This window comes from Pilosibacter fragilis (genome assembly GCF_032490495.1).
In the GTDB taxonomy this organism is placed as follows: domain Bacteria; phylum Bacillota; class Clostridia; order Lachnospirales; family Lachnospiraceae; genus Pilosibacter; species Pilosibacter fragilis.
This window is the reverse complement of sequence record NZ_JAVYJB010000020.1, coordinates 1-11943: the sequence shown is the minus strand read 5'-3', so window position 1 is coordinate 11943 and position 11943 is coordinate 1. Positions and strand designations below refer to the sequence as shown.

Genomic DNA, 11943 nt, shown 5'->3' with positions numbered 1-11943 from the left:
CAAGAATCTTCAAATTGCTCACCCGCCTTTGTTCTCAGTCTTCAGTCTACATTTTTTGATGTCCCACTATCGGGACTGTCAGGCAGGATTTCAAGAACATCCTCGATGCGACAGTTTAATTTCTGACAAATTCGATCAATGACTTCCAGCGAAACAATCTCGTCCCGCCCCATCTTGCTCATAGTGCTTGTACTCACACCGGCAAGCTCACACAAATCTTTTTTACGCATTTTTTTGTCGATCATAAGTTTGAATAGTCTGTTGTACGATACTGCCATTTTTTCCTCGCCTTCTATCTTTCTAAGTGGTTTCCAATCCATCAAAAAACTCTATTGACATTATAGCACAGCACGCTTTAAGAGTAAATAAAAAATGCCGACTTCTCATAAGCCGCAAGTTTTCTGCAAGCAGGGCTTTCGTGTCACGAAAGCGATTTTCTGCTTGTTGGGAAAGTCTCCACTCCGTTCCGGTCCGCGCAAAACCGAGGTTCACCGAACCTCGTGCGCCCCCAATCCCCATAAAACGCTGCCTGCGGCATCGGGCTACGCATCTCCGTTCCACTCCGGTCCGCGCAAAGCAGACGTCCACCGGACGTCTTGCGCCCGTTCCGGATGCTTTAACGGCAGTTCCTGCCAAAGAAAACGCCGGAGTGAATCATCACCCCGGCTTCAAAAAACATTTACTTGTGCTTGCGACCTTCACGCTTTTTGTAGTCCTCGTCTATACGCTTTTTCCAGTCTGCGCTCAGCGGGGCACTGTACCGGACAGAGCTGATTGCTTCGCTGACCACCTCATAATTCAACGCAGTTCCTTCGCTGTCACACTGATAGTTGACTGCACGATCTGCGCCGATTCCGAACTGACTTGCGGTCTCTACTGCGTCAATATTGGCACCAAGGAACAAAAACTCCCAACCGTATTTTGCTTTCTGCCGCTCGATCATCTGCTTCACTTTTTCGCTGTTGTACCGACGGCTGGCATTTTCCATTCCGTCCGTAGTGATTACAAACATGGTGTGTTCCGGGACATCCTCCGGTCGTGCGTACTTATGAACATTTCCAATGTGATGAATCGCACCGCCGATGGCATCTAAGAGTGCTGTGCATCCGCGAACCATGTAATCACGGTCAGTCATCGGTCGGATGTCCCTTACATTTACACGGTCGTGCAGGACTTCGCTCACATTGTCAAACAATACCGTTGAGACCAGTGCTTCGCCCTTGCGGGCTCGCTGTCGCGGTATTCGCCAAGGTTTCGAGCAAGCTCGAACTTTGGCTCATTACACGCGCATATGGCTGCTCGGTTTCGTACCTTAACAGCCATAGTATAGCGATTTTCTTTTGTGGAGTGGTCGCATGGAAAGCGACATTTCTTTGTCCTTATGCTCCGATCAGACTCTGGTCAAAGGCAAACAGTGCCTCGTTGATTTCATACACATTGTAGTTTCCTCGTTCGACAAAATATTCTACAATGATGTCGAATTTGCTCGAATGGGAAAGGGTAAAGCCTGCCTTGCCGAGCATCTCCTGCATCTGGGCAAGCGGCAATTCCAAAGCCAGGGCAAATGCCAGCACCGTAGGTTTGGATGGCTTGTAGAATTTATCCGAACGGATCTTCGAGAAGAGCTTCCGGTCAATGTTTGCCTTCTTGTAGCACTGGGCATCCGTCATGCCTCTTTCGTCAATCTTCCACAGCAGCATTTCCGAAAAACTCTCATCAATCTGTCCCAGTGCCTCTTCCAAGGATTGACTGCTGCAAGATTTACAGATTGCTTCGGACGGCAGCGGGGCAGGTGCAGCTTCAAAGCAGGATTCCTCTGACAATGCTTCGAGCCGCCGCCTCTGTTCTGCCCGTCTGTCGGTATGTTCCTCCACATACCGGTCATCTATGTACGCCGCGATATCAGCAAAAAGTTTTCCGCTAATCTGATATGCCTTCCGATCAAAGATAACGATGTAAACCATCATCTCATTCTCCAGCAGGAATGTGCCGATAGTATCGACTGCAACCTTCAGAGCCTGGTCTTTAGGATAGCCGTAAATGCCGGAGGAAATCAGCGGAAAGGCCACCGACTGACAGCCATTTTCTTTTGCCAGGTTCAAAGATGTCCGATAACAAGATTCCAGAAGCTCCTGTTCCCGATGTTTACCATCCCTCCAACGCGGACCGACTGCATGGATCACATATTTGCAGGGCAGGTGGTATCCCCTTGTAATTTTTGCGCTGCCGGTCTCGCAGCCATGCAGCGTACTGCACTCTACAAGCAGCTCTGGTCCGGCAGCACGATGAATGCAGCCGTCCACACCACCACCGCCCAAAAGAGACGTGTTGGCAGCATTGACGATTGCGTCAACGCTCATTTTTGTAATATCGTTTCTGATAATCTGTAAGGGCATTGCTTATTTCTCCCCTTTCTGTTGCCTCGTTAAACATGCTTCTTTTTCAGTTCACGAATCAACATCTCAACCTGTGCTCCTGTAAGGAACGGTGTTTTGATTGTCGATGCCCAGTAAAAATTCCGCTTCAAAATTGTTTTAATCTCATTCGGAGAAAGAGCAGGCAATGCTTTAACATCTCCATTGAAATTTTCCGGCACAATCATTCTGACACTATGATATTTTTCATCACCCACTTCCGTTGGTGTGTCTGTAACTATCTGTCCAACTGCAATAATTCCTCTTCCTTTGGAATAAAAAAGAGCATAGTCATCTTTGCGAAAGCTGTCGATATACCGTTTGGCATCTCCATATGCCGCTATTTTGTTTCCGAGAATCATCTCGGATTCATTTGTATCTGAATACGAGATATTCGTATCAAACATGATTCCTTTACACGCAGAAAACTTCAAACGATTATTTTCTATTTCTGTCAGAAACTTCACCCAGTATAAAACATTCTCCGGAATGATATGAGACTTATCCGGATTGATCGCAAATTCATAGATAACCGTTGGATCCGCTGCTTTCACATTTGAATATTTCTGTGCATTCTGAACGTTTCCTTCTGTTGTAAGCAGATACACTTCACCATTCAGGCTGGAATAGTCATCTGTATTGAGATCAACATCACCCTTCTTTACCTGAATGTAAATATGCTTTCGGTTCAGGTCATTTGGATCAACCAATACGCACTCATACTTTGGCGTAGCAATTTTATTTGTCGATGGAATGCAAACGTAGCCTTTCGTATCATACAGCCACAGCGCAAGTAAATCCTCAACATCTTCCGGCTGAAGCAGGCTGTAAAAATGCTTCTCACATAACGAGAGGGCTGGATCGGGATAATTGAATAGATCCAGTGCTGAATCGTGGACACGGTTATACAACATCTGACTGTATTCTTCCACTCCATTTTTCTTAATTCTCTGGATGGTTGAACCCATAATAAATGATGTTGCCACAGCACCAGGAACGGATTCTTCATCTGCCTTATCTGTAGCAGGATACCAATCTATATTGGTCAACTGATTTGCTGCATCAATCTGTGCTGCATCCTCGCGAAACTCCCAAGTACTGTTCGCCTTAACTCTCGCAATATAGTATTTCCCTTCATTTCTTGAGCGCATCCATAGGAGGTCTCCTTCTTTCACATCCTCTACCATGCGGCATACACTGTCGAATGATTTGTACTGAGTTCTTGCCAGATTACAGTAATCCAAAAATGTATGTATCCCAGAACGTTCTGCCTGGGTTAATTCACGCAGACTCCATCCCATTGCTGCGACATGATTTTTCAAGCAATAGTCAGCAACATTTGTGCCTCCTGTATTCACCTGTAATCTCCATACTGCCATCTTGTCTTCCTCTTTCTTTTTGCATTTAGAACTTTCTCATCATTCGCTTTAATATTATTATATATCGTCCACACATAGAGTTACAGATGCAATGTACATTATTTTGCACATTTCCGATTTGGTCTTGCGGTACTCTGCATAGGAGCTTTTCTTTCGTTCCAGGAACATCGCATACTCTGCGTTCAGCTCGCTGATGCGCGGGAGCTTTTTGTCAGAGCCGTTCTCTTTCTTATAAGCATCGAACGCCTTTTTCGCTGCGCTGTTGAAAAATGCCATAAATGTGTACCTCCTTGTACGATACGCCCTTGCAGACGGATGAATAGTGAATGTCCCCTTGCATGTGCACCTGCAAATGGGCAAAAAATAGTCAGGTTTCCAATTTTAATCAGAAACCTGGCTATGTAAAAAGGGCGGTTCACCGCCGTCCTCGTTGTTAATATTCTGTGCTCAATAGAAAATCTGCAATGTGCATACTCTTAATGCCTTGGTAATTGCCTCCGGCAAATTCATCGGTTCTCAAAACATACTTCGGATAGTTATCCCGGATTTCCAGCAGCCGTTCATATTCGCGCTTTTCTGTTTTTTCGGATTTAATCTCCTGTGTGACCTGCACATACAACCGGTCATTCTGCTTCTGCGCCACAAAATCGACTTCACCATCCGGCGTTTTCCCAATCGTCACGGTATATCCTCGTCTGCAAAGTTCCAGATACACCACATTTTCCAGACTGGACGCGACGCTGTCTGGTGTGTAGCCCAGCACACTGTAACGCAAAGCGGTATCGGCAAGATAAAACTTCTCCTGCGTTTTCAGAATCTCCTTTCCGCGCAGATCGTATCGAGAACAGCGATGAAGAAGATATGCTTTCTCCAGCTTTTCCAGATAACTGTATACCGTTTCATTGTCGATAGAACGATGCTCTGATTTCAGATAATCAGAAATTGATTTTGCTGAGAATGAATTTCCCACATTCGCAAATGTGTACCGAACCACCCGTTCCAGCTGGTCGATCTTGCGAATCTGGTTTCTCTTTACGATATCCGAGAAAATCGTGGAATTATAGATATCCCGGACAATCGTATAAACCTCATCCTGTGAATACTCTCGCAGGTGCGTTGCAGGGAAGCCACCCAAGCGGATATAATCTGCCAGTTCAGCATGAATATCCTTTACCTGTGTATACTGCTTTTTGAATTCCAGATATTCCCGAAAAGAAAGCGTATAGATCCGGAAGGAAACATATCGTCCCGTCAGGTAAGTCGCTATTTCCGAAGACATCATTCTGGAATTGGAGCCTGTCACATAAAGGTCAACATCATAATCTGTTGCCAGGGAGTTTACTACTTTCTCCCAGCCTTCAATTTCCTGAACCTCATCCAGAAAGAGATACGTTCTCCCAGTTGGATTGAGCTTTTCTTTGACAGCCTTGAACACATCCTTCGCTGTCATATCCTCATAATTCATGGAATCGAAACGCATACTGACAATCCGCTCAGACGGAATGCCATGCTCCTGTTGCAGCTTCTCCATAATCATTTTAAGAACTGTGGATTTTCCGCAGCGGCGAACCCCCGTCAACACTTTTACAAAAGGTGTGTCGGTGTAGGCCATAATCTTATCGACATAGAGCGGTCTGTTTATCATAGGAACCACCTCCATGGTTCCATGATACCGCAAGCGCATAAAGAAATCAATAGATTTTGCGATTATAAACCGCAATTATGTTGATTCTCACTGACTTTTTCGAATTATGTCGAATTCTGTTTCCTTTTAGTTTCAGAATAGCGTAGTTTAACCAAAAAGTCCAGAAAGCAACGGCACCAGATAGCGATAGGTAATCTTTTGATGTAATCTCCAGATTTTCCCCCGCTCCACACCGTGCATGCAGCTTTCACCGCACACGGCGTTCCATCGAATTCAACAGCCAGGGTTTTTCATATACGATTTACACACTTCGTAACAGCATAATTATCAAAGCATGATTACAGGCATTTCTGCCATAGTTCGAAGTTTGTTAAGCTTTGCAAGTTTAGAATCATCTAATTGCAGTGGGTTCAGATATTCTCTGATAGTGATTTCAGACGATGCATGGATAATCACATGGATGGCTTTTGAGACTAAAATCAGATTTTCGTATGCATCTGTACCACCTTTGAATTCGACTTGGGGCTATCCCTCCACGATGTTTAGCATCGCTTCATTGCAAAGGCGGTGGGTGCGCTTGGTGCGCTCACCTTTCTCCAGATACTTCTTTCTGTTCTCCAGATGCTCCAGCTTGTGCTGTTCCTGTGCAAGCTGTGTCTCGGCTCGTTCCTTTTCGGCTCGAAGCTGGTCGAGAGTTTTCAGTTTTGTCATTGTCATTGCCCTCCTTTTTTGATTTTGGAGATAAAAAAGACCGTCAACTTTTCGCATAGTGCGACCAGCCAACGGTCTAATTTTCCGTATTGAGTTAAGATGTTAGTGGTTTTCCGCCGTTTCTTTATTTAATATATCAAGAATTTCTCGAAACGATTTTTGCAATCGAGGATCATCATACATTTTCTTTGCCGTATCCAGCAATTCTTCTGCCTGATTATATTGCTCATTTATAATTGCTGCTATTATATCAAGTATGGCTATGTTTCCGCCGTAGATTTTGTGATGTCTATATTGTTGAAAAAGTCCTTGGTTTTCGTTGTATACTGTAATTGCTTTTTCATACTGGGTAGTTTCAAAATAGCTCAAGCAAAGGTTGATTTTATGAACTACATTAACAGAAGAACCGCTCAGCCGCTCATGGGACAATTTTTCCAGCATAGGAATTGCTATATCAAATTGTTTTGCCTCGATGTATCCAGCAGCCAAATTTAATTCTAAGATATTTCTTAATGTTTTCCCTTTTGCGGTTTTTAGCAAATTTTCTATACCGTCAATGTATTCCTGTGGCTTTTCTTCACTCAGCAACTTTGCAATTTTCTTGACTTTGGTAAAATAAATTAGATTGTAATATGCATTGATTAACACAGCGCCTAATACAATGGCAACCGCTGCAATCCAATAACCATGCATAAAAGCTGCATCATCAATCCCAAAACTAATTTTAAGCAATAACAAAATCAAGCCGAAGCAGACTCCTATCAAAACTATTTTTGCAGCTCTTTTCAAATTGAGTACCTCCATCATACTTTTTTTGCAACTTGCTGGCGGCGAACAGCATTTCATGCTGTTTGAAGACGGCAAGTCCACAGGGGATAGCCGCATAAGCGGCGCAAGGGGGTGTAGCAACCTTGCCGGAACGAAGTGACGCAACATTCTCGGTCATGCGGCTTTCTTCTGCTGACAGAGAATGAAGCTCCGCAGGACGCACATACTCCCGATAGGAGAGTATCGAAGTGCGCCCTTTAGTTCCTAAAGGGATTTTATCAGTTCGACAGTCGAGTAGACTAAGACCTCTCAATCCTAGCCCCTCACAGATCTGTACGTGCGGCTTTCCCGCATACGGCTCCTCATAGTAACATTCGCTTCAATATAAACAATAGTACGTTTTAGGTTTTGCTAACGGGTAATACTTGAGCATTTCCCTTTGCACCACCAGCTTAAACCACAGCGTCAGCACATGATGCATGTATATATTTGCAAGCATCGGACTCATTACTGAGCCTTGTGCCGAACCCTCCTCTGTTGGCTCGAATTTTCCTTGCTCCATTATTCCTGCTTTAAGGTATTTACGTATTAGCCACATTAAGTTCCTATCCTGTATATTCCATTCAAGGAACTTCATCATCCAATCATGGTCGATATGGTCAAAGAAACCTTTGATATCGGCATCTACGATATAGCTGATTTTTCCATAGCTTATCCGTTGGTATACTTCTTTTATTGCTTCGTGACACCCCCTATCCGGTCTGAATCCATACATGCAGTTTAGGAATCTCGGTTCATAAATAGCTCCCAGTATTTTCTTCACTGCCATTTGTACAATCTTATCTTCATAGGAAGCAATCCCTAATGGTCGTTTCTTTCCATTTCCTTTAGGTATATATAGGATGTTTCGATGTTGCCGATATCTCAGCTATTCTTACTAATTTCGTTTCCATTATTTCCTCCGTCCCTGAGTACGGATCATGTGCCCTCAGTAAGACCTTTACTATGCAATCCCCTTCCCTCCATCGGCATTGCCCGATTTCTACAGTACTATGGGATTGTCCGACCACCTACCATTCATTTGAAATCCTCCGTTTTCAGTTGCAATTTCATACTCTTCTTCGAGAAATGGCAGGTTCTCCCCAGTTGATGTGTATTCACAATGTAAAACATGATTGGTTCTCTGACTCCGCAGTGCCACATAACACTCGCCATATCGCATTACATGTTATTGTCTTCCGCACCAGTTAAGACGTCGACCGACTGAAGTTAACGTTTCGAAGCTCAATCACTATTCAACCCTGCTTTCTTGCTGTCTACGCTTGTCAGATGCCGTTACCGGCATCATCCCAAGACTCGCTATTATCTGGTTGGCTAAACCTTGGATAAACCGGAATCCCACCGGCTTGACTACACACCCTTAGCTGGGCGCACAACTGGAACTGGTTAATTTATATTATTTATGAGCGGAAATGTAGTCAAGCACAATTTTCCACCCATTATTTTCACTGGCATATCCCCATAAAGGCTCTGTTAACTGTTCTAATTCTTCAATACAATGACGAGTCTTTTTTACCATTTCTTTTCTTTTTTCGAGAGTGATTGAATTTAATTTTTTATTTGATACCTTAAACCTGTTATTTTGCAGAAAATTAACGGTGTCAATATAGTTATTATCATCAGTAAAAATTGTATCTTGGGGAAAACAGGATATAACCTTTTCAAATGCTGTTTTCAGGGTGAATAATCCTAAAGCATTTAATGCTTCTGGGATAAACGGAACTAATTTTACCTGTTCACAAATAATATACCACCAACCATCACACTGCCAATTCCCCACCATATTCATACAAATATGCAAGGTAAAAAGTTCAGGGGTCACTTTTTCTTTTATATCATCTAATGTCCCCAATTCCCACAATTTATCCGACAATTCAGCCAGTGTATTTTCATCTAAACATTTCACTCCGTTAAGGAGTTCCTGTAATGTAAGCACTGTTATTTCCTCCTCGCAATATAAAATTTCTCACAATCAACTTCCGCTTTGCCGTTAACTTCATTATACTTTACCCGACCGTCAAAGTATAGAGAGATTTTGTAAAACTTGTCGGCTGGAAACAGCTTGCAACGCAAGGTGTCCCCAGATGGCAAGTCCACAAAAGGGTAGCTGGCGGCAGCCAGCGCAGGGGTGCAAAACGTCCAGTGGACGTTTGCCCTGCACCGACCGAAGCGGAGCGGAGACGGCGTAGCGTCCCCTGTTTGATTTGGAGCAGACCATGACTGCGGAAGCCAACATTCTGTCGGCTGCTGCGGCATTCGCCGAGTGAATATTCAAGCATATTCGTTCGGCTCATTGCTCGCACAAATCACAGTCCTCCGGCAAGGAGCCTTCGGAGAACGCAATGCACCAACCTCTGGGTGGTGTATAATTGCGCCCTTAGTAAACTAAGGGGTTTCCGGCTTCTCCCGTTCCAGCAGTTTTTTCAATAGTTCCTGCGTGTCCTGCCTGTGAAAAATGAGTTTCAACAAAAGCATGACATCATCATCTGTCAGGCGTTCCGGCTCTTGCAGAAAACTTTCCAGCATACCGCCACGAGTGCAGAGCCGGTGCGTCCGTTCCTTTCGGGTAAGCTGCTTTAACTGGTGCTGCAACGCCTTTTCATCATTGATGGCTTTCCACAGCTTCTTTTCGCTTTTTTCCAGCTCCCGGTTGAGCTTTTCCAGCTTTGAGGCATCAGACAAGGGCAGCGTCCCCCTTTCCCGGTATCAGTACATAAATCCGGTTTGGTTCTCCAACGCCCTGACGCACCCGCATGATAAGTCCGACAGTTTCCAATTCATTCAGAGAACGCTTGACCGTCATGGGACTGCAGGACAGGACTGCGGCGTATCGCTCCCTTTGGTATGCTCGTTTCGATCAGGGTTCCTCCACATCCCTGCCAAAAGTCATGGCACTACATCGCCGGGGAAGCATATCCCACACAGGCTGGTCATTCGATTGGAATAATCCATCGATGAACTACCTGTATCATAGAACATTTTTGTGCCCTGTGCCGTATGTCCACAAAGTAGGAATTCGGGGTAAAAATCAGAAATTTCCACGATTGCGGAATTGATATGGTATAATCAATTCAACGGTTATAAATGTCGTCAGAAGGGGGAACTGCTTCAATGAACGGAGCTACTACAATACAGGAACGGCTAAAAGATTTACGATGAAACAAAGGATTAAAACTGGAAGAACTGGCTGAGCAAACGGGTATTTCAAAATCGGCTCTTGGCAGTTATGAAAAAGATGACTATAAGGAAATCAATCATGGCAACCTTATCCTGCTGGCAGATTTTTATGGGGTGTCCCTCGATTATCTCTTTTGCCGGACAGAGAACCGGGCGGAGATCAACACGCCATTAAGGGAGCTGCATTTGAGTGATGAGATGGTAGCACTTCTGAAAAGCGGTCGGATTAACAACCGTCTGCTCTGCGAACTTGCCACCCATAAGGACTTTATCAAGTTTCTTGCGGACATTGAGATTTATGTGGACGGGATTGCTACCATGCAAATCCACAACCTCAACGCCCTTGTCGATACCGTCCGGCATGAAATCATTGAACGGTATCGCCCTGGCGAAGACGACCCCCATTTGAAAGTGTTGCAAGCCGCCCATATCAGTGATGATGAATATTTCAATCAGATGGTACGGGATGACCTCAACCTCATTATCCGGGATATTCGGGAAGCCCATAAAAAGGACAGTGAGAGTGCGCCCCAGACCACCGTTGCCGATGAACTGAAAGAAAATCTGGAAGCGGTCGAAAATTTCAAGGGCAGCCGGGATGAAAAGCTCGTTGTACTTTACTGCAAGCAGCTCGGCATCAACTATAAAAATCTGTCAGACGAAGAATTTCGCTGGCTGATTCGGATTCTCAAAAAGTCAAAGAAAATGGGAACGCCTATCAGCCAGAGGAAAAAACGATAAAGAAAAACCGCTGTTGCATGGTTTGTTGGCTTCCATGTAGCAGCGGTTTTTGCTGGGATTATTCAGTTGAATTTTTAGAACGACAAACTGAAAGTTGGGCGTTTATTCCCCCGCAAAACTTCGGTTAAAATCCCAAATAGAAATCCCTTGTCGATTCCACTCATTATATGGCTCTCCCATTAATGAAAATGCCTCATCGGTTATTTTCTTTCTATAATTGGATACATTTTCAGTAAAATGCAGGTATCCCTTTTCATCAACATGTGAATCACATATAATTGTATCGGAAATTATCCCAATAATATCACGAAGAACAGCATATATTACAATCTCTTTCCTCTCCGTTCTGTACTCATAAATTGTCACTCCTCTTTCCAATACATAAATCTTTGCCTGTTTCTGCATTACATCTACGTTTAACATCATATCATACCTATTGGAACCATTAAATATTTTCTCAATATACCTTCTGTTTTCTATAGAATAACAACTCCATTTTTGCAACAATTTATCAGCTTCAATCATACACTCTTTAGCATTCATTCCTTTTATACCTCAAATCTAAAAATTCAAATTTGTCTCTCAGATAAACGCACCAGCTTACTGAAAGTTTCACCTCTATGACTTAGTTTATTTCTCATAGTAAAATGCTCTGCTATACAAAAAATGTATATTAGCTTCATTTAGATAATCTTCATATTTTCTTTTTCTTCCATCATCTACATATCTATTATATAGTAGTTCAGTTGTCAAGACAAAAATTCAGGCATTTTGTAATGAACCGATATCTGTAGCTGAATTAGGGAGGTGCCCCCATTAAGCAGCATGATCAATCAGCAGTGCCGGATAATAATATGATGCGGGTGTCTGATCGTTGATCGCTGAATGACAGCGCTCAAAGTTGTAGGTATGTACATAGCTTTTGATAGCCGCTCGCGCTTCCCGGATGTTGGCATACTGTGTAAGATAGGCTTCCTCATATTTGAAGCTACGAAACCAGCGTTCAATCATGATGTTGTCTGCCCAGCGGCTTTTTCCATCCATGCTC

At 43.7% G+C, this 11943-nt stretch carries 13 protein-coding genes and 3 pseudogenes; 1 reads left to right on the top strand and 15 read right to left on the bottom strand.

From position 1 onward, the window contains the following. Positions 1 to 41: 41 nt before the first annotated feature. The 13 genes and pseudogenes from ABCW45_RS14990 to ABCW45_RS14930 form a co-directional block, all read right to left on the bottom strand. Entirely contained in the window at positions 42 to 278 is a 237-nt protein-coding gene (locus tag ABCW45_RS14990; protein WP_425518616.1) for a helix-turn-helix domain-containing protein, read from the bottom strand. 401 nt (positions 279 to 679) lie between these two features. Then, a pseudogene (locus ABCW45_RS14985) lies at positions 680 to 1243 on the bottom strand (hypothetical protein); the annotation flags it as partial. A gap of 136 nt (positions 1244 to 1379) precedes the next feature. Next, positions 1380 to 2396: an O-acetyl-ADP-ribose deacetylase gene (locus tag ABCW45_RS14980; protein ID WP_343221084.1), complete on the bottom strand. Its 1017-nt coding sequence runs from the start codon at positions 2394 to 2396 to the stop codon at positions 1380 to 1382. Positions 2397 to 2425: 29 nt separating this feature from the next. Next, positions 2426 to 3793 carry a hypothetical protein gene (locus ABCW45_RS14975; protein ID WP_181968567.1) on the bottom strand — a complete coding sequence of 456 codons (1368 nt, stop codon included), beginning with the start codon at positions 3791 to 3793 and terminating at the stop codon, positions 2426 to 2428. A 57-nt stretch (positions 3794 to 3850) separates the two neighbouring features. Beyond that, positions 3851 to 4069 (bottom strand): hypothetical protein, encoded by a 219-nt coding sequence (locus ABCW45_RS14970; protein WP_242990704.1) that lies wholly within the window; start codon positions 4067 to 4069, stop codon positions 3851 to 3853. Positions 4070 to 4226: 157 nt separating this feature from the next. Continuing rightward, positions 4227 to 5438 carry an ATP-binding protein gene (locus tag ABCW45_RS14965; protein ID WP_117505067.1) on the bottom strand — a complete coding sequence of 404 codons (1212 nt, stop codon included), beginning with the start codon at positions 5436 to 5438 and terminating at the stop codon, positions 4227 to 4229. 555 nt (positions 5439 to 5993) lie between these two features. Beyond that, a pseudogene (locus tag ABCW45_RS14960) lies at positions 5994 to 6149 on the bottom strand (DUF3847 domain-containing protein); the annotation flags it as partial. Positions 6150 to 6251: 102 nt separating this feature from the next. Next, the gene (locus tag ABCW45_RS14955; protein WP_158553084.1) at positions 6252 to 6938 is read right to left on the bottom strand and encodes a hypothetical protein; all 687 of its coding nucleotides are present in this window, start codon (positions 6936 to 6938) and stop codon (positions 6252 to 6254) included. Then, a complete protein-coding gene (locus tag ABCW45_RS14950) occupies positions 6874 to 7095 on the bottom strand; it encodes a hypothetical protein (protein WP_343221083.1) in 222 nt (73 codons plus the stop codon). Before ABCW45_RS14950 ends, ABCW45_RS14955 begins: the two co-directional genes overlap by 65 nt. A 201-nt stretch (positions 7096 to 7296) precedes the next feature. Then, positions 7297 to 7812 carry a reverse transcriptase domain-containing protein gene (locus tag ABCW45_RS14945; protein ID WP_485020649.1) on the bottom strand — a complete coding sequence of 172 codons (516 nt, stop codon included), beginning with the start codon at positions 7810 to 7812 and terminating at the stop codon, positions 7297 to 7299. A 561-nt stretch (positions 7813 to 8373) separates the two neighbouring features. Continuing rightward, positions 8374 to 8913, bottom strand: coding sequence for a hypothetical protein (locus tag ABCW45_RS14940; protein ID WP_117471343.1), 540 nt, complete (start codon positions 8911 to 8913; stop codon positions 8374 to 8376). A gap of 449 nt (positions 8914 to 9362) precedes the next feature. Next, positions 9363 to 9659, bottom strand: a complete 297-nt coding sequence (locus tag ABCW45_RS14935; RefSeq protein ID WP_343221082.1) for a DUF3847 domain-containing protein — start codon at positions 9657 to 9659, stop codon at positions 9363 to 9365. Beyond that, positions 9652 to 9798, bottom strand: a pseudogene (locus ABCW45_RS14930) (DeoR family transcriptional regulator); the annotation flags it as partial. The gene ABCW45_RS14935 and the pseudogene ABCW45_RS14930, both read right to left, overlap by 8 nt. Before the next feature lie 353 nt (positions 9799 to 10151). Here ABCW45_RS14930 and ABCW45_RS14925 point away from each other — a divergent pair. Beyond that, complete coding sequence (locus tag ABCW45_RS14925) at positions 10152 to 10895, top strand: helix-turn-helix domain-containing protein (RefSeq protein ID WP_343221116.1); 744 nt, start codon at positions 10152 to 10154, stop codon at positions 10893 to 10895. 102 nt (positions 10896 to 10997) lie between these two features. Here the strand turns inward: ABCW45_RS14925 and ABCW45_RS14920 are convergent, their stop codons facing one another. Further along, the gene (locus ABCW45_RS14920) at positions 10998 to 11438 is read right to left on the bottom strand and encodes an Imm63 family immunity protein (protein WP_015555153.1); all 441 of its coding nucleotides are present in this window, start codon (positions 11436 to 11438) and stop codon (positions 10998 to 11000) included. 273 nt (positions 11439 to 11711) lie between these two features. Continuing rightward, positions 11712 to 11943: integrase core domain-containing protein (locus ABCW45_RS14915; RefSeq protein ID WP_343221081.1), on the bottom strand; the 232-nt coding region annotated here is incomplete at its 5' end.